Here is a 17,677-nt window from a genome sequence, read left to right on the forward strand (position 1 = left end):
AATGATGTTCCGAATTCGTGTGTTCAGTGGATTCGATGGTTAACTGAATAGTATCAATTAGAGACGGAGGCAGGCCATGAAACAATGGATTATCTACGTTGCATTGCTGTTTTCTTTCGGCGTATTGGCTGAAGAGGGATTTCATCAATACAAAAGTCAGGGAGTGACGTGGACCCCGAAAATTCCGGGACAGGATTGGATTGTTCATCAGAAGGATCGTCCGCAGCCGCCGCGCGTTAAACCCGCACCGTATAAGGGAATGACGCCGCCGCCGTCGGACGCCATCGTTCTTTTTGACGGAACGTCACTCGATAAACTGCATACGAAATGTCCGGTTATCGACGGAGCCATCCGGATCAATGGAGGTCTTTCGAGTAAGGATGCATTCGGTGACTGCCAGCTTCATATCGAATGGCGGACGCCGACAGAGATCAATACTGACAAGATCAATAATTCGGGCAACAGCGGAATTTTCCTGATGGGGAAATATGAAATTCAGGTTTTTGATTCTTATTCGGTTGAGCTCTATGCCGACGGCTCGGCTGCTGCGGTGTACGGTCAAACACCGCCGATGTTTAATGTCTGCCGCAAACCGGGTGAATGGCAGACCTATGATATCTATTTTAAAGCTCCGGTTTTCAAGGACGGCAAACTGGTGACTCCGGCGTATGTTACAGTGATGCACAATGGGGTCTTTGTTCACGTCAATACGGAGATTACCGGACCGACCCGGCATAATAAGGTGCTGCCCTATGAAGCTCACGAGGCTAAACGTCCGTTCTGGATTCAGGCCCACGGCAGTCCGGTTGAGTATCGCAACATATGGATAAGAGATCTTGAAAAATGAAGAGGCCGGCGGCGGAGTGCATCTGCTATTTTCCGGACGCTTTGACGAGGGCGAAGAAACGGTCCTCGTACTTTTCCCATAGATTATTGAGTTTCAGCATTTTGGCCAGACCGTTGATTTTTGAGGGATCGCGCGAGGCTTCAAGAAACGCTTTGTCGATGTTATCGATCAGGCGTTTTTTCATATCAACGGACTGCTGCTGAAAATCCTGCATATTGCCCTGAGCAGAATGCTGTACCAGATCAACCATCAGTTTCATCAGGCAGACCTGCCATGGATCATCCACCCCGACCAGAATAGCACTCAGCGGATCATCTTTTGCTGCAACCTCCTTTTTTACGCGGTCCAGTACATTATTAATATGGTCGGTGACCATGTATTCCTTCAGTTCCTGTTTTTCCAGTGTGAAGCCATACTGGATAATCCGGAGTTCATTGGCGTGTTCCCGGAGCCAGTCGGCATATGCCTGAGCATCAGCACCCAGATCTCCGACATCGACCTGTCCCAGAGACTGCGGGGTGATGATGGCCGGTTTCAGGGCCTTTAAATGGCCCTCGCGCACGATGACGGTGTCGATGCGGTCCATCTGCTGACAGACGAGGTGGTAATTAACCACGGTATCGCCGAAGGTTTCCAGTTGACCGGACGGTGTAGTGATCAGCTCGGTATTGTTTACCGCATACCAGAAATCAAATTGTTTATCTGTGCTCATAAAAACGATTATCTTTTTTTGTATACCAGAAAGTTCACAGCTTCTGACCGGTCTTCGGGATAAACGCTCAATACCGGTCGGTTTTTCGTGTTTATTTCATATTTTTTTCATTTGCCTGATAGTCGGCAAACTTCATGGAAACAACCTTTGAAATACCGCGGGTCTGCATCGTTACACCATAGATTACACTGGCTGCGGCAATCGTCTGGCGGCTGTGAGTAATAATGATGAACTGCGACTGAGTCAGGAAGTCGGTGAGTGCTTCGACAAAGCGGTTGATGTTGGCATCGTCCAGTGCCGCGTCAAGTTCATCGAGTACACAGAATGGGCTCGGTTTCACTTTAAACAGCGAGAAGAGCAAAGCCACCGCCGTCATTGTGCGTTCTCCACCGGATAACAATGAGATGGTCTGCAGTTTTTTTCCGGGCGGACGGGCAATGATTTCGATACCCGCCTCCAGAACGTCTTCATCGTCAGTCAGAACCAGTTTTGCCGAGCCGCCGCCGAAGAGTTTCTTGAACATTTCCTGAAACTCGGCATTCACTTTGTCGAACGTATTTTTAAAGAGTTCTGTGGTGGTGCTGTTGATAGTTTTGATCATTTCAAGCAGCTGTTGTTTGGCGGCAGACAGATCCTCCTGCTGTTTCATCAGGAAGGCGTAGCGCTCTTCATGTTCTGCATGTTCTTCGATGGCCACCAGGTTGACCGGTCCCATTGAGTCCAGTTTGGCCCGCAGCTCGGCTACGCGGGTTTCGATCACTTCACGTTCCGGAATTTCATCGTTTTCCCATTGCGGAGGGTCGGCTTCCGCCAGTTCTTCTTTCGTGATGTGATAGGCCCGGTGATACGCTCCAGGGCATTATCATACCTCATTTTGAACTCAGCCTTTTCCACTTCAAATTTTGATTTTCTGTTCTGTTCGGTCTCAAGATCCTTCCGGATTCCCCGGAGGCGGTTTTCGGCCGTGGTCAGCAGTTGTATGGTTTCTTCGCGGCGCGAACGTTCCGCTTCCAGTGTCCGGGAGGTTTCTTCCAGCCGCTCTTCCAGCGGCTGGATCCTGCTCTGCTCCTCTTCGATGGAAATTCTAAGATCTTCAATGCGGCGGTTATAGGAATCCACGCCGCTCGACCGCTCGTTGATCAGTTCTTCAAGTTCCGCGATGCGGGCTTCCATCGGCTGTTTCCGATTGTTCAGATGTTCCAGAATATTGGTCTTCTGCGAGTAGATAATCCGGTGTTCGGAGGTAACCTGCAAAGCACAGTTCCTCTCTTCCTCCAGAGTCGTCAGCATGCGGGTCTGCTCGGCACTGGTCTGGCGCACCTCGGCCTGACGGTCGCGGCACTCCTTCAGTTCTGTCGCCAGTTTCTGTCTGAGCTCCGTACCTTCGCTCTCGTTTTCCTGCAGACTGTTCAGTTCAAACGTTACCGTTTCAATGCGATCCCGGGCTGTTTTCGTTTCCCGGACAATGACCTGTTTTTCACCCTCCTGCAACGCGAGTTCGCGGCGGAACTCTTCGAGCATACTGCGCGCATGGTTGATGGTTTCGGCAATGGTGGATTCATCAGAGCGTAGCGTGTCCAGTTCGGTTTCCAGCGATTGGATTTCCTGTTCCAGTGTGGAAATTTCGTCCTGCAGCTGCTCACGCATCTGATGGCGGGCGAGAGGACTTTTGTCTTCCGTTCCCGGCATCCAGAGCTCGGAGGAACCGCATCCGGATACAACGGTTCCATTCTGGGTGACAACAACCGTATCGGCGGAAAGGACGTCCGGAATTTCAACTTCGGACCCCACCACGCGGACATTCCAGAAGAGCCGGCGAATCAGTGGGGCAACCGTATCGTCAAACGTAATGCAGTCGAGCAATGACCGGCCAATGGCCGAAGAGTCAAGTTGTGCCTCCTCTTTTGAGGAGGCAACGCTCAGAAGGCGCACACTGCCGGCTTCATTATCGCGCAGCCAGTTAAGGGTCTCGCGGGCGAGGGCTTCATCGCGAACCACAATGGCATCGATGCATGGACGAAGAATCGCTTCCAGTGCTGTCTGGTATTCCGGCGATGTGGTCATCTGTTCGGCCAGCGGGCCGATAATGCCTGAACGGTCGGGGGTAAAATCATCCTTGGGATTGAGCAGGATCTGTGCACCGGGCGGGAAGCCTTCCTGACGCGCTTCACCACCGGAGAGCATTTCGTGCCGGGCGCGTTTGGCCGCGACGGTTTTCTGCAGCTCGTTGAGTTTGCGCTCGTTTTCAACAATGCGGTCTTTACGTGATGCGCGGTCTGAATTGAGATTGTTCAATGTTTCAGCCTGCTCAGATACCTTATCCTGAAGCATTTCCACCATGGCGGTCATTTCCGCTTCACGCTCCGTGTACGAAGCCAGAGAGCGTTCCAGTTCGGCCTTTTCGGTGGCCAGCCGCTCTTTTTTCAGCATGGCCTCGCGGTCGCGCGCATCCAGTGCATTGAGTTCATTCTGCATTTTGGAGGCTCGGGAATCGAGGGCCACGGATTCATTGCGCAGATCATTAAGCGCCAGGCGGGTGGCGTTCATTTTTTCCTCGGCCTGTTTCTGAATCTCGGTAACCTTTTCCAGTTCTATGCCGGCGGCCTCTTTGGCGACTTCCGCCTCCTGGATATCGTGAATGATTTTTTCGAGTTCTGCACGGTGGGCTTCCAGGCGAACCCGCGCTTCTTCAGTTTCCTGCGTATTGCGCTGCGCGAGGGTCGTCAGCTCGGCAATGCGGTCGGTGTTCATGGTAATCAGGTTTCTGGTTCGTTCCAGTTCACTTCGTGCACCGGAAGCCTGTTCCATGGCCCGGGATATGGTTTCTTCCAGCTGAGTCAGAGCGGCCCGCGAGCTTTCAGCCTCCTTTTCGGCTGATTCCACCTGGGCGTGAAGTTCGCTGACTTTGTGCTCCAGTACCTGCAGTTCGCCGGTCAGTTCATTGAGTTTCTGTGCATATTCTGTGAGGCGCTGATTGGTGACATAGATATCGAGGGTGCGCATCTCTTCGGAAAGTTCCTTATAGCGGCGCGCCTTACCGGCCTGGCGCTGCAGCGAAATAATCTGACGCTTCACTTCACGGACCACATCGTCCAGCCGCAGCAGGTTGGCTTCGGTGTGTTCGAGTTTGCGCAGAGCCTCTTTTTTGTCGGCTTTGTATTTCGTGATTCCGGCGGCTTCCTCGAAGACGATTCGACGGTCGTCGGCCCGTGCAGAAAGAATCTGGTCGATTTTACCCTGTTCCAGTACGGAGTAGGAATCCGTGCCGACGCCGGTGTCCATGAACAGGCGCTGAATATCCTTCAGTCGGCAGGCTTTACGATTGAGAAAATAGCCGGATTCGCCGGAGCGGAAAACGCGGCGGGTAATGCAGACTTCGTCGTATTCGATTCCGAGAGCTTCCGAGCAGTCGGCCAGTGTAATGCTGACTTCTGCCATACCCAGCGGTTTGGCGGAATCGGTACCGTTGAAAATGACATCCTCCATTTTCGCCCCGCGCAGGGCACGGGCGCGCTGCTCACCAAGCACCCAGCGAACCGCGTCGGAAACATTACTTTTTCCACAACCATTCGGGCCCACAATCGCTGTCATGCCCGGCTCGAAGTCCAGCTTGGTCTTGTTCGCGAAGCTTTTAAATCCAACAATTTCAAGGGTTTTCAGATACACAGAATCTTCCTCCAAAAAAACGATTGCCGAAACTAGCACAATCCGCAGAACGGAGAAAAACCGAAACTGGCCGGAAATCAGGTGTTGCCATAACGTTCCGATGGTTGAAAAAAGGAGCCGGGGCGGCCTCGGCCGTCCGGAACTCGGCCGAGGAGCCGGAACCGTCAACCGCCGCGTTTTTCCGGCGGTTCCGCTCGGTCTGATTCTCCCGGTTGAAACGCCTATTTATCAGTGCCGAATTTGGCAATTTCAGTCATGAGGCGCGCTCCGTCGAGGCAGGCGACGTAGGGCTTGAGATCTTCGGCGTTTTCGATGACGTAGTCGGTGAGTTGTTTTTTGACCACTTCGGTCAGTTTTTCGGGGTTCCAGGGTTTTGAAATGTAGTGGTGGAGGTTGGCTTCATTTACGGCGCGGACGGTGTCCTCGAGACCGGCCTGGCCGGTGATGAGGACTTTACGGGAATTCTGATATTCATCATCATTTTCAAGCGATACCAGAAATTCAACGCCGCTTTCGCCGGGCATCATGTGGTCGCAAAGGGCAAGCCCGAGTTCAATCCCTTCGTCTTTAAATTCCTGAAGGACATCGCGGGCATCGCTGACATCTTCTGCGGCTTCGATACGGAAGGTATCGGCAAATGGTTTGAGGTCGCGGAGGATGGCTTCGCGGACTTCGGTTTCATCTTCTACACACAGTATGGCGATTTTTTTCATGATGCGTTCTCCTGACTTGATATTAATACGGATTTCGACGGGCCTTCAACGGGGAGGGTGATGGAAAATTCCGTGCGTCCCGGTTCCGAAGTGACGTCGATGGTTCCTCCGTGCCGGGTGACTATATTTTTAGTGATCGAGAGCCCGAGCCCGAGCCCGAAGTCGACCCGCCCTTTGCGGGTGGTGAATCGGAGCTCAAAAATTTTCGGAATGTTTTCCGGAGGAATTCCGGGGCCGTTGTCGATGATTCCGACGCTGATTGTTCCGTCATCGTTCTGTCGGGTCCGGATGATCAGCCGGCCTTCGTCGCCCATGGCATCAAGCGCATTGCCGATGATGTTGGTCCAGACCTGGTTCAGTTCTCCGGCGCAGGCAATGATTCCGGGGATTTGTCCGTATTCTTTTTCAATGGTAATATTCCGCAGCCGGTTGGAAAAGAGCAGGAGGGTGTCGTCGATTCCTTTGTGGACGGAAATGTATTCGTTTTCCGGACTGTCGGCGTGGATGTAGGAGCGCAGACTCTGCACAATGCCGGAGATGCGTTCGGCGCAGCTGTTGATGTTGCGAAGCGCGGAGCCGATCTGATGATAGAGCTCGAGTTTGTTGAGTCGTTCGTCCGGGCTCCCGGGAATGCCGGAGGCGAGTTTTTCGTATTCTCCGAGATCGTGGATGCCGATTTTGACCATGCGCTCGGCAAGTTCCCGGCTATTGAGCTGTTCCGTTAGTTTTTTCCGTAAAGCGCGTTGCTCCCGGGTGGAGATCGGCTCTGAATGAAAGGAACGGTTGAGTATTTCCTGCATGCTGCGGCTGTCGGTCATCTGGTCGGCAAGAGCCAGCAGATCTTTATGTACAAAGTCAGAGGCGCGGATGAGGGCGGAGACGGGGTTGTTGAGTTCGTGAGCGACTCCGGCGGAAAGCTGGCCGAGTGTGGCCATTTTTTCCGATTCAACAAGCATGGCCTGGGCTTTCTGCAGTTCGTCGAGCGTCTGAACCACCTGTTTGTGCTGAGAGGCCATATCCTTGTTGAGTTTGAAAATCTCTTCCTGAAGTTCGATCTGCCGTTTGTGCCGCCGGCCCATGGATTGGAGCAGCACGGATATGAACAGGTTGCGCAGAGTTTCACTTTTCTGAAGGGCGGAGTCGAGCTGCTGATGGGTCACCCGCAGCAGTTTGAGCGGGGTCTTGGCGCAGCAGGAAAAAACTGCACGGGAGTTCCGGGCCAGTGCAATCAGGCCGAGAATGCGTCCGGCGGTTTGTGAATGGAAGATGATCCGTTCGCCGTTGATTTTCCGGTAGAGTTCAACCTGTCCTTCGAGAAGAATCCATATGCCGTTAAGGATCTGTTCCTCTTCAAACAGAGTGACCCCCGGTTCGATACTGAGCCGGGGCGGAGAATTGAGCTGATAGTCGAGTTCGGAGATCAGGCCGTCTTCAATCTCTTCTTCGGGAAGATTGAGCAGGCCTATCTGAAGGGGGTTGAAGGCTTCACTCATTCAGGCATGACTCCAAGGAGATTCCAGAGTTTTGACGCAAAACCGACGTACAGAATACTGCCGAGAAGGCCGAAGATAATACCGGTGATGGCCATATCCTTGGTTTTGATGGCGCCGGTGGCGTAGGCGATGGCATTCGGCGGGGTTGAAATCGGCAGAGCCATGGCGAGCGAGGAGCCGATGGCGATGAATACGGCAGAGGCCACCGGGCTGATGGCCACACCGGGGGCGGTGGCCAGGCTCATACCGATGGGGACCAGCAGGTTGGCGGTGGCCGAGTGAGAGATGACGGAGCCCATCAGCAGAGCGGCGATAAACATGCCGGCGGCAATAAAGGCCGGAGACATTTCCGACCAGTTGATCAGGCCGATCAGCCATTGATCCAGCCCGCTTCTGCCGACTCCGCTGCCCATAGCAATGCCGCCGGCGACGAGCCAGAGTACGCTCCACTGCATGGAGTGGAATTCCTTGGTATTGATTACGCCGGTGGCAAGCAGTACGACAACGGGCATGAAGCCGACAATGGTCGAAGGAATGCCGTGCAGTTTTTCGGTGAACCAGAGCAGAATCGTGGCTGCGGCAACAATATAGAAAAGAATAGCCTTCGGAGTGGTTTGGAATTTGGAGTCGATATCAATTTCAATTTTGGAATCGTTCCGGGCGTAGAATTTCGCAAGGACAAACCAGGCGAAGAACAGCACGATGAGCATGAACGGGATGACCATGATCATCCAGTTCACGAAGCTGATGTTAATACCTTCCTTGGCCAGCGCTCCCAGCGCGATGGCGTTTGGCGGGGTGCCGACCGGGGTGCCCATCCCGCCGATGTTCGCCGCAACCGGAATGGCAAGAACGAGGCCGATTTTCGTGCGGTCGCCTTCCGGAAGCTTGGCAATGAGCGGCAGGACCACGGCGATCATTGTTGCGGTGGTGGCGGTGTTGCTCATGAACATCGAGAAAATGGCGGTGATGAGCATAAGCCCCAGAATCACCCGGGAGGGTTTGGTTCCGAAGGGTTTAATCAGAACGCGGACGAGATTGGTATCGAGATTGAATTTGGCCGCACCGTCGGCGAGGAAAAAGCCGCCGAGAAAGAGCATAAGGACCGGACTGGCAAGTGCGCCGTAGAAGCTTTTATAAGAGGGTGCATCAAATCCGTCCGGCAGAGGAAGCATGGCTTTGTCGGATATAAAGAGAATTTCCAGAATGATGATGAGTGCTGCTGTGGCGTGGAGCGGAATGGCTTCTGAAATCCATAGCGCAATCGCCATCAGAAAGATGGAAAGCACACGGTGGCCGGTAAGCGAAAGACCTTCGAATTGAACCGCAAACGGAATAATGAATGCAATGATTGCAATGAAAAGACCCGCCATTTTGGTTTTACTGAACCCTGAAGCTTTTACTGTCATATTAACTTTTCCCCCGAATAGTAAATCTGCGCATTATGCATAAAGCTGTTTTCAAGGCAATCGGCAAACAGAAATATCGGATAGAATATTATGATGCTGTGGTGTCATCTTCGCCTTCTTACAAAAAATACAGGTAGACAAGGCCGGAGCAGTTTGCAACCGTGTACGCTTTGGTAATCGGGAGAGATATACATGCCGGCAAAACGTAAGTATAATGTTAAAGGAACTAACGATTTTATCGTGCTCGCCGCGATTTTCTTCTTTCTCTGCCTATGGGCGATCAAAGATGCCTGGTTTCCTTCAGAAAAAGTTCTCAGAAAACACCCGCTGGAGATGATGGCCACGTTTGAGGTGGACGGGACGGTTGAGGATGTACTGGTCGAGGTCGGGGATTCCGTGGGTGAAGGTCAGGTGATTGCCCGGTTGCGCAGCGATCGGATTGCTGAAGAGTATGAAAAAGCCAAAAAGGAATTTACTGAAAAACGCAAAAAACATCAGATGATGGAGCTGGCGCGCAAGAATGCAGAGAAAAACGGGGTTTCGGATCAGGGGTATGCCGATATCGTGAAAAGCGAAGAGGAGGCTCTTGCTGCACGTGAAAAAGCGCACGCACGGGTGACTGAATTAAAGAACAAAATCGATTCTGCTGTACTGCTTTCGCCGACAAAAGGGAAGGTGGTGGAGATCAGGGTCGGGGCGCATACGATGGTGGACCGTGTTCCGGCTGAATTTGATGGTACGGTTGCGCTTGATAAAGAATCCCGGAAAATAACAGTCACCGGTGCAGACGGTCAGCTGCAGGAGTTTACTGCCGGTGATACTCAGGTATTCAAAGTTCATGATGGTGATGAGGTGGCGGCGGGTGATGTGCTGGCCGCCGATGCGGCGGTTCTGATTGATCCGAAAGACCATTTTTATCTGTTTAATAAAAGCCTCGCGATTTTCAGCTTTTTTGCATTCTGGACGTTTCTGGCCATTCATATTCTGGGCCGGTGATTTCCGGGAAGTGGTAAATCACCCTAATCTTCTAATTATCACCGGATTAGCTTGACCGCGAAAAGCGGCGGATTATTATCCGTGGTTCATTTTTGCGAAAACAAGCGTTCTTTTTATTGAAACGTCTATAAATCAAGGAGATACATCAAAATGACGAAACGTGATTTGGTAATGCGCATCGCCGACGAAACCGGCCTGATTCAGCAGGATGTTTATGCGGTGATTCAGAAGAGCCTCGACTATATTGTTGAAGCTCTTGAAAACGACGATACGGTTGAGTTTCGTAATTTTGGTGTGTTTGAAGTCCGTGAGCGCAAACAGCGCATCGGCCGTAATCCGAACAAGCCCGAAAACGTGGTAACCATTCCGGCCCGTAAGGTTGTGAAGTTCAAGCCGGGCAAAATCATGCGTGAACGTATTACCGGCGAGTAATCGATGGCTTCCAACGAGTTTCAGCCGCTTCAGGGCATGTCCGACATTCAGGCGCCGGAGATTTATCTCTGGCGCATGATGGAGGAACGGGCGCGCAACGTTTTCACCAGCTACGGCTACGACGAGCTGCGCACTCCGGTGCTTGAAAAAATCACCGTTTTCCAGCGTTCGCTCGGCGAAACCACCGATGTGGTGAAAAAGGAGATGTACTCCTTCAAACCGAGCAAACACGAGCTGGCGATGCGTCCGGAAGGCACGGCAGGGACTATGCGGCATCTGGCCGGACGTGGTGAAGAGGGGCTGAATGCGCGTGTGTTTTACATCGCGCCGATGTTCCGCTATGAACGTCCGCAGGCCGGGCGGAAACGGCAGTTTCATCAGGTCGGCGTGGAGGCTACCGGTGAACCGAATCCGCTGGCCGATGCCGAAGCCATTGCGTTGCAGAAAAGTCTGCTGGATGCCTGGGGACTGACCGGTTCCACCATCAGAGTAAGCACCCGCGGCGAACCGGCCGACCGCCCGAAAGTGGCGGAAGGTCTGCGGGAAGCATTGCGTCCGTATGAGCAGGAGCTTTGTGAGGACTGTCAGCGCCGGATTGATGAAAATGTGCTGCGCGTGATCGACTGTAAAAACGAGAGCTGCCAGAAGGTTGTTGACCGGATTCCTTCACCGATTGAATTCATGAGCGAGGCATCGCGCAGCTATCTTGATCAGGTTATCCGGGCGCTGGAAACGATGGGTGTTGAGGTGACGGTGGATCCGAAGCTCATCCGCGGGCTTGATTATTATGTGCATACGGTCTGGGAAATCAGTCATTCCGCACTCGGTGCTCAGGATGCTCTGGCCGGCGGCGGCCGTTATCTGATCGATCTCGGCCGGAAAAATATTCCGGGCGTGGGGTTTGCGGTTGGTTTTGAGCGGGCGATTATGGCGCTGGAAGCCTGCGGGATTACCGGAGAGCAGTTTGCGCCGGAAGGCGGAATCTGGCTGGTTTCGCTTGGTGAACGCGCGCTGATGGAGAATATGAAACTGGCTGCTGAACTTCGGGCTAAAGGAATCCGCTGCGGCATGGAGCTGGCACCGAAAAGTATGAAGGCGCAGATGCGCAAGGCCAGCCGGTCCGGTGCGGCCAAGGTGATTATCCGCGGTGACGATGAAATTGCCGGCGAGACTTTAGTTATTAAGGATATGGAGCAGGGGACGCAGGAAAACGCGCCGCTTGCGGAGTTGTTCGAAAAGATTTAATGGAGAATACGATGCATCGTTACAGAACGCATACTTGCGGCGAACTTAGAAAAGAACACATCGACGAAACCGTCAGGATTTCCGGGTGGGTGCACAGTGTGCGTGACCATGGCGGAATCATCTTTATCGATCTGCGCGACCATTACGGTCTGACCCAGGTGGTGATTGACCCTTCCAAACCGTTTTACAAAGGGGTTGAGCACTGGCGTGTGGAATCCACCATCTGCTTTACGGGTAAAGTGGTTGCCCGTTTTGAAGAGGCGGTTAATCCGAACCTCGCGACCGGCGAAATTGAAGTGGTTGCCGAAGAGATGGAAACACTCGGCGAAGCCAAGGTGATTCCGTTTCAGGTGGCGAAGGATGAGGACTGTAACGAAGCGCTGCGCCTGGAATACCGTTTCCTCGATATGCGCCGTGAAAGTCTGCATCGTAATCTGGTGCTGCGTTCCCGGATCATCAGTCGTCTGCGTGAACTGATGACGGCTGAGGGCTTTATGGAAATGCAGACGCCGATTCTGACCAGCAGCTCGCCGGAAGGTGCGCGGGATTATCTGGTTCCGAGCCGGGTGCATCCCGGTAAATTCTATGCATTGCCGCAGGCGCCGCAGCAGTTTAAGCAGTTGCTGATGACCTCCGGTTTTGACCGCTATTTCCAGATTGCACCGTGTTTCCGTGACGAAGATGCGCGTGCCGACCGTTCTCCGGGTGAATTCTATCAGCTTGATATGGAGCTGGCTTTTGCGACGCAGGAGGATGTGTTCGAAGTGAACGAAAAGGTGCTGCACAAAGTGTTCACTGAATTTTCGGATAAAAAAGTCGACGATATCCCGTTTACGCGCATTCCGTATAAGGAAGCGATGGCGAAATACGGAACTGATAAGCCGGATCTGCGCAATCCGCTGATTATACAGGATGCGACCGAGCTGTTCCGCGACTGCGATTTCAAGGCTTTTGCCGGCGTCGTTGCTTCCGGCGGTAAAGTACTGACCATTGCCGCGAAAGGCTGTGCCGGCGAATCCCGTAAGTTTTTTGACGACATGATCAGGTTTGCGCAGTCGGTCGGTTCGAAAGGACTCGGCTATCTGCGCTGGAACAACGGTGAAGTGCAGAGTCCGATTGCCAAATTCCTTTCTGAGGGAACGCTCAATGCGCTGAAGGAACTCGGTAATGTGGAAGACGGGGATGTGATGTTCTTTATTGCGGATAAAGAAAAGGAAGCGACTGAAATCGGGGCGCATGTCCGCGATGAACTCGGTAAGCGTCTTGATCTGATTGATCCGAATGTCTTTAAATTCTGCTGGATCGTTGATTTCCCGATGTATGAACTTGATGACGACGGTAAGGTTGAGTTTTCGCACAACCCGTTCTCGATGCCGCAGGGCGGTATGGATGATCTGCTGAACAAAGATCCGCTGGAAATTCTGGCGTATCAGTATGACATTGTGGTGAACGGGGTGGAACTCTCTTCCGGTGCGGTGCGTAACCACAGTCCGGAAATGATGATCAAGGCCTTTGATATTGCCGGTTATGATCAGTCGGTCGTGGAAAGTAAATTCCCGGCACTTTACAAAGCGTTCCAGTATGGTGCTCCGCCGCATGCCGGTATTGCCCCGGGCGTTGACCGCATGGTCATGCTGCTTGCCGACGAGCCGAACATTCGTGAAGTGATTGCGTTTCCGATGAACCAGAAAGCGCAGGATTTGTTGATGGGTGCTCCGGGCAATGTGGAATTCAATCAGATTCGCGACCTTCACCTCCGTCTGCATCTGCCGAAAAAGGCTGAGAAGGAAGAGGGTAAAGAAGGAGCGGCGGAATAGTTCCGATCCGTGAAGTTTTCCGATCTCTGGAAAAGCCGTCCATTGCGGGCGGCTTTTTTGTTCCCGGAGTCCAGGTTGGCGATTGCTGTTAAGGCCGTTTAACAGGGCCTGTTCGGGGGGACAGAACTGAATATACCTGCAGTTCAGGTTGCGTTAATCCGAGACAAATGCAGCTGATCGTATTATTGTGCTGCATTGTCATCTATCGGTTGGCAGGGGAAAACGTCCGCGTATTTTTTTGCCAAGACGGTCCGGGACAGGCATATTTCCCGGACTTTTTTTGAACATTGGAAACTTCAGGAGATGAACTACCATGGAACAGTTGAAGAAAAATGAAGCTTTTAGCGGTCCCGAAGGGCCGGTCGTTCTCGTTATTATGGATGGTGTCGGCATTGGGAAAAATCCGGAAACGGATTATGTGAAGATTGCGAATACACCGAATCTGGACTGGCTGAAGGAAAATGCCATCTATACTGAAGTTGCGGCGCATGGCCGGGCAGCCGGATTGCCGGATGACGGTGATATGGGCAACTCCGAAGTCGGTCATAATGCAATCGGCTGCGGCAGGGTGTTTGATCAGGGTGCGGCGCTGGTGCGTAATGCCATCAATACCGGATCCATGTATGAAGGCGAAGTCTGGAAAAAGGTGATCGGAAATGTGACCGAAAAGGATTCGACGCTCCATTTTATCGGTCTCTGTTCCGACGGTAATGTGCATTCCAATCTTGAGCATTTTGAGGCGATGGTGAAACAGGCCAAAGCTGAAGGCATTAAAAAAATACGTCTGCACGCATTGATTGACGGCCGGGACGTTCCGCCGACATCGGCTCTGGAATATGTAGAACGCATTGAAAATTTCCTGACGGAAATGAATGCGGATGGAACGGTGGATTACAGCGTGGCTTCGGGGGGCGGCCGCATGGCGATTACGATGGATCGCTATGATGCGAACTGGTCGATGGTTGAAGCGGGCTGGAAAACGCACGTGAAAGCGGAAGGTCGGATGTTTACTTCCATGAAAGAAGCGGTTGAAACCTTCCGTGCGGAAAAACCGGGTATTCTGGACCAGGACCTTCCACCGTTTGTTATCGAGCGCGACGGCGCTCCGGTCGGTCCGATTGTGGACGGTGACAGTGTGATTCTGTTCAATTTCCGCGGTGACCGTGCGCTGGAAATCACCAAAGCTTTTGAAGCGGAGGAACTGAAAGAGTTTCCGCGCGGTCCGAAGCCGGATGTGCTGTACGCCGGTATGATGCAGTACGACGGCGACCTGGGGGTTCCGAAGCTGTTCCTGGTTGCGCCGCCGGCTATTGACCGGACGATGAGTGAATATCTTTCGAATGCAGGTGTGAAGCAGTTCGCAATTTCAGAAACCCAGAAATTCGGCCATGTGACCTATTTCTTCAACGGCAATAATTCCGGAAAATTTGAAACGGAAACCTGGAAGGAAATTCTTTCCGATGTCTGCCCGTTTGAAGATGCACCGCGCATGAAAGCTGAAGAGATCACCGATGAAGTCGTTGCGGCGATCAAAAGCGGTGAATATAAATTTATCCGTCTGAATTTCCCGAATGGCGATATGGTCGGTCATACCGGTGTGTTCGAAGCGGTGAAAGTGGCGATTGAGGCGGTGGACGAAGGTGTCGGCCGTATTATGGAAGCGCTGAAGGAAACCGGCGGTATCATGGTCTGTTCGGCCGACCATGGTAACTCGGATGATATGTGTGCGCTGGATAAAAAGACCGGGGAGATTAAACGCGATGAAGATGGAAAGCCGCTGCCGAAGACAGCGCACTCGCTGAATCCGGTTCCGGTGTTTGTTTATGACCCGTCGAATGCGGCGCATGCGAAGAAGGCCGATGTTGAAAAACCGGGGATTGCGAATCTGGCGGCGACCTGCATCACACTGCTGGGATATGAGCCTCCGGAGGATTATACGCCGAGTCTGGTAACAGTCGGCTAAACGAACGTTAACCGTGAAGTTCGCGAAGAACGCGAAGGTGTGCATGGATTACTTTGCGCCCTTGGCGTTCTTCTGTTATTAGATAGGATCTATGAAGCTTACTCTGCAATCAGCTCTGGCACTGACTGTTTTATGCGGAATTGTATCTGCACAGATTCCGGATGTCGGGTCTTCCGTAAACCTGTATGATTATTTCGATTCCGGAGACGGGATCGAAGGGATTAATGTGCCTTATTACGGGGAGGATGGAGAGCTGCAGGCCCGTCTGTTCGGCGGTTATGCAAAACTGCTTGACGGCGGGAAGGTTGAGGTCACGAATATCCGGATTGATGTCTATGATGAGGGCCGGGTGATAATGACTGTTTATGCACCGCAGTGTTATACAGCACTGGAAGAAACGGAGCATGAGAAGGTCCTGAGCATTTATTCCGATGGGGATGTGCTGATTGAAATGGAGCAAATGACTGTGGCCGGGCGCGGTTTCCGTTTCAGTTCAGGCAGGAACCGTTTTGAAATTCTGGAGGATTCCCGGATTCTGGTTAAAAAGGGTGCGCGCGGGATGAAGGGGGAGGATCTGTGATCCGGTACTTCTTTGTTTTTTCGGGCCTTTTACTGCTGGTTTCATGTTCACCGCAGAATGATGCCGAGGGGGATGAGTCGTGGGCGGATATCGAAGCTATTGCTGACGATGCCGGCACGGTTTCGTCTGCTGCCGGTGATGAGCCGGGAGATCGTATGCCGGCGTCCGGAGCTGCGGTTGCGGAAGAGTTTATTCCGTTTTCCGAGCGTCTGGAAGCGATGAAAACGGTGGGGCGTAAAGCGGGGGAAACGCTGCTGAGCGGAAGAAGTCTGACGCTGGATTATGAGCGGCGTTATGTTGCACTGAACGAAAATGTGGTGGTGCAGGATGATGAGGGCCGGTTGACATCGGAGCGTTTGATCGGGCGTTTTTCGACTTCGAATACTGTAGAGTTTATTGAGGCGGAAGGCGGAGTGACGCTGGTTCAAAGTAACCGGACGGCGACAGCGGATCATGTCATCTATAATCACCGCAGCGGTTTTGTGAAGCTGGAGGGCCGGGCCTCGGCATCGCAGGACGGAAATCGATTGTCGGGCGAGCGGATTCAGCTGTGGATTCGCGGTGACCGCCGGATGATCTGTGAGCCGAATGCATTGCTGCAAATTACCGGAGATTCGGCGCTGGTGCTGGATGGAATTGAAGGTGAATCCAGACTGGATACGGAAATCCGTGCGGACCGGGCGGTTTATGATGAAGCTCAGGGGTGGCGGAGCTGGTGGGAAATGTGCGTGTGCGTGATCCGCGGGCGGCAATGAATTGTGAAAATGTGCGCCTGTTTCTGAAAGATGATCACGAAATTGATTGGATAGAGGCGGTCGGCGGAGTAATAATCCAATCAGACGACAGGAGAGCGTTGGCCGGGCGTGCGCTGTACCATGCTGATGAGGGAAGATTTACGCTCGAAGATGAGCCGAAGGTGAAGCAGGGACTGAATGTGATGACGGGAGAGCGGATTTTTTTCTGGCATGAAAACCGGCGAATGCTGTGTGAACCGAACGCCCGTGTGCTGCTCTATCTGGATGAGGAAACCAAAGCAAAATTCCTGAAAGATTTAGACGAATAAATGGCTGCTGAAGAAACCTATCTGATCCGGACCGAAAAGCTGGTGAAGGCATATAAAGGCCGTAAGGTCGTCCGCGAAGTTGATGTGAATGTCAAAGCCGGTGAAATTGTCGGGCTGCTGGGGCCCAATGGCGCGGGTAAGACCACCACATTCTACATGATTGTCGGGCTGATTAAGCCAACGAAGGGCAAGGTCTTTTTTCGCGACAAGAATGTTACCGGCACACCGATGTTCAAGCGGGCACGTATGGGCATGGGCTATCTTTCGCAGGAACCTTCCATTTTCCGTAAGCTCACCGTGCAGGAGAATGTGATGTCTATTCTGGAGACGCTGCCGCTCTCTTCGAAGGAGCGGAAAGAGCGGCTCGAGCAGTTGCTGGATGACCTGAAAATTACAAAACTGGCGAAACAGAAAGCCTATACCCTTTCCGGCGGGGAGCGCCGGCGGTTGGAAATTGCCCGCTCGCTGGTTACAAATCCGGCGATTATTCTGCTGGATGAACCGTTTGCCGGTGTGGATCCGCTGGCGGTTGCTGATGTTCAGGAAATTGTTAAAACGCTGAAGGATAGGGGATTGGGCGTTCTGATTACCGATCACAGTGTGCGCGATACCCTGGAGGTGGTGGACCGGGCTTATCTGCTGTGTGACGGCCAGGTGCTGCGTGAGGGCGACAGTGACTTTTTGGTGAATGACGAAATGAGCCGTGAACTTTATCTGGGTCCACGGTTCAGTATGTAAACT

At 52.7% G+C, this 17,677-nt stretch carries 16 protein-coding genes; 10 read left to right on the plus strand and 6 right to left on the minus strand.

What is annotated here, in order from left to right:
* Positions 1-76 precede the first annotated feature (76 nt).
* Positions 77-847 carry a DUF1080 domain-containing protein gene (locus EGM51_03320; protein ID QBG46469.1) on the plus strand — a complete coding sequence of 257 codons (771 nt, stop codon included), beginning with the start codon at positions 77-79 and terminating at the stop codon, positions 845-847.
* A gap of 25 nt (positions 848-872) precedes the next feature.
* Here the strand turns inward: EGM51_03320 and EGM51_03325 are convergent, their stop codons facing one another.
* The 6 genes from EGM51_03325 to EGM51_03350 form a co-directional block, all read right to left on the minus strand.
* Entirely contained in the window at positions 873-1,559 is a 687-nt protein-coding gene (locus EGM51_03325; GenBank protein ID QBG46470.1) for a hypothetical protein, read from the minus strand.
* 91 nt (positions 1,560-1,650) lie between these two features.
* The gene (locus EGM51_03330) at positions 1,651-2,319 is read right to left on the minus strand and encodes a hypothetical protein (protein QBG46471.1); all 669 of its coding nucleotides are present in this window, start codon (positions 2,317-2,319) and stop codon (positions 1,651-1,653) included.
* Complete coding sequence (gene smc / locus EGM51_03335) at positions 2,316-5,450, minus strand: chromosome segregation protein SMC (GenBank protein QBG46472.1); 3,135 nt, start codon at positions 5,448-5,450, stop codon at positions 2,316-2,318. Before smc ends, EGM51_03330 begins: the two co-directional genes overlap by 4 nt.
* A complete protein-coding gene (locus EGM51_03340; protein ID QBG46473.1) occupies positions 5,447-5,938 on the minus strand; it encodes a response regulator in 492 nt (163 codons plus the stop codon). The genes smc and EGM51_03340 overlap by 4 nt, the downstream gene beginning before the upstream one ends.
* The gene (locus tag EGM51_03345; protein ID QBG46474.1) at positions 5,935-7,431 is read right to left on the minus strand and encodes a cyclic nucleotide-binding domain-containing protein; all 1,497 of its coding nucleotides are present in this window, start codon (positions 7,429-7,431) and stop codon (positions 5,935-5,937) included. The genes EGM51_03340 and EGM51_03345 overlap by 4 nt, the downstream gene beginning before the upstream one ends.
* Positions 7,428-8,840: a DASS family sodium-coupled anion symporter gene (locus EGM51_03350; protein QBG46475.1), complete on the minus strand. Its 1,413-nt coding sequence runs from the start codon at positions 8,838-8,840 to the stop codon at positions 7,428-7,430. Before EGM51_03350 ends, EGM51_03345 begins: the two co-directional genes overlap by 4 nt.
* A 192-nt stretch (positions 8,841-9,032) precedes the next feature.
* Between EGM51_03350 and EGM51_03355 the strand changes: the two genes are divergently transcribed.
* From EGM51_03355 to lptB, 9 genes are all read left to right on the plus strand, one after another.
* Positions 9,033-9,836 (plus strand): efflux RND transporter periplasmic adaptor subunit, encoded by an 804-nt coding sequence (locus EGM51_03355; protein QBG46476.1) that lies wholly within the window; start codon positions 9,033-9,035, stop codon positions 9,834-9,836.
* Between the two features lie 150 nt (positions 9,837-9,986).
* Positions 9,987-10,268, plus strand: coding sequence for an integration host factor subunit beta (locus tag EGM51_03360; protein QBG46477.1), 282 nt, complete (start codon positions 9,987-9,989; stop codon positions 10,266-10,268).
* Positions 10,269-10,271: 3 nt separating this feature from the next.
* Positions 10,272-11,513: a histidine--tRNA ligase gene (locus EGM51_03365; GenBank protein ID QBG46478.1), complete on the plus strand. Its 1,242-nt coding sequence runs from the start codon at positions 10,272-10,274 to the stop codon at positions 11,511-11,513.
* Between the two features lie 11 nt (positions 11,514-11,524).
* Positions 11,525-13,330 (plus strand): aspartate--tRNA ligase, encoded by a 1,806-nt coding sequence (gene aspS, locus EGM51_03370; protein ID QBG46479.1) that lies wholly within the window; start codon positions 11,525-11,527, stop codon positions 13,328-13,330.
* A 313-nt stretch (positions 13,331-13,643) separates the two neighbouring features.
* Positions 13,644-15,293 carry a 2,3-bisphosphoglycerate-independent phosphoglycerate mutase gene (locus EGM51_03375; protein ID QBG46480.1) on the plus strand — a complete coding sequence of 550 codons (1,650 nt, stop codon included), beginning with the start codon at positions 13,644-13,646 and terminating at the stop codon, positions 15,291-15,293.
* Positions 15,294-15,384: 91 nt separating this feature from the next.
* Positions 15,385-15,873: a hypothetical protein gene (locus tag EGM51_03380; GenBank protein QBG46481.1), complete on the plus strand. Its 489-nt coding sequence runs from the start codon at positions 15,385-15,387 to the stop codon at positions 15,871-15,873.
* Entirely contained in the window at positions 15,870-16,628 is a 759-nt protein-coding gene (locus EGM51_03385) for a hypothetical protein (protein ID QBG46482.1), read from the plus strand. Before EGM51_03380 ends, EGM51_03385 begins: the two co-directional genes overlap by 4 nt.
* Positions 16,577-16,936: a hypothetical protein gene (locus tag EGM51_03390; GenBank protein ID QBG46483.1), complete on the plus strand. Its 360-nt coding sequence runs from the start codon at positions 16,577-16,579 to the stop codon at positions 16,934-16,936. Before EGM51_03385 ends, EGM51_03390 begins: the two co-directional genes overlap by 52 nt.
* On the plus strand, positions 16,937-17,674 hold the full coding sequence (gene lptB / locus EGM51_03395; GenBank protein QBG46484.1) for an LPS export ABC transporter ATP-binding protein: 738 nt from the start codon (positions 16,937-16,939) through the stop codon (positions 17,672-17,674).
* Positions 17,675-17,677: the final 3 nt, after the last annotated feature.

This window comes from Verrucomicrobia bacterium S94, assembly GCA_004299845.1.
GTDB lineage: Bacteria > Verrucomicrobiota > Kiritimatiellia > Kiritimatiellales > Pontiellaceae > Pontiella.

Bases quoted from the DNA above. Each gene is read 5' to 3' on its own strand.
- EGM51_03380 (QBG46481.1), top strand. From the start codon at position 15,385: ATGAAGCTTACTCTGCAATCAGCTCTGGCACTGACTGTTTTATGCGGA.
- EGM51_03320 (QBG46469.1), top strand. From the start codon at position 77: ATGAAACAATGGATTATCTACGTTGCATTGCTGTTTTCTTTCGGCGTA.
- EGM51_03365 (QBG46478.1), top strand. From the start codon at position 10,272: ATGGCTTCCAACGAGTTTCAGCCGCTTCAGGGCATGTCCGACATTCAG.
- EGM51_03375 (QBG46480.1), top strand. From the start codon at position 13,644: ATGGAACAGTTGAAGAAAAATGAAGCTTTTAGCGGTCCCGAAGGGCCG.
- EGM51_03350 (QBG46475.1), bottom strand. From the start codon at position 8,840: ATGACAGTAAAAGCTTCAGGGTTCAGTAAAACCAAAATGGCGGGTCTT.
- EGM51_03355 (QBG46476.1), top strand. From the start codon at position 9,033: ATGCCGGCAAAACGTAAGTATAATGTTAAAGGAACTAACGATTTTATC.
- EGM51_03340 (QBG46473.1), bottom strand. From the start codon at position 5,938: ATGAAAAAAATCGCCATACTGTGTGTAGAAGATGAAACCGAAGTCCGC.
- aspS (QBG46479.1), top strand. From the start codon at position 11,525: ATGCATCGTTACAGAACGCATACTTGCGGCGAACTTAGAAAAGAACAC.
- EGM51_03345 (QBG46474.1), bottom strand. From the start codon at position 7,431: ATGAGTGAAGCCTTCAACCCCCTTCAGATAGGCCTGCTCAATCTTCCC.
- EGM51_03360 (QBG46477.1), top strand. From the start codon at position 9,987: ATGACGAAACGTGATTTGGTAATGCGCATCGCCGACGAAACCGGCCTG.
- lptB (QBG46484.1), top strand. From the start codon at position 16,937: ATGGCTGCTGAAGAAACCTATCTGATCCGGACCGAAAAGCTGGTGAAG.
- EGM51_03325 (QBG46470.1), bottom strand. From the start codon at position 1,559: ATGAGCACAGATAAACAATTTGATTTCTGGTATGCGGTAAACAATACC.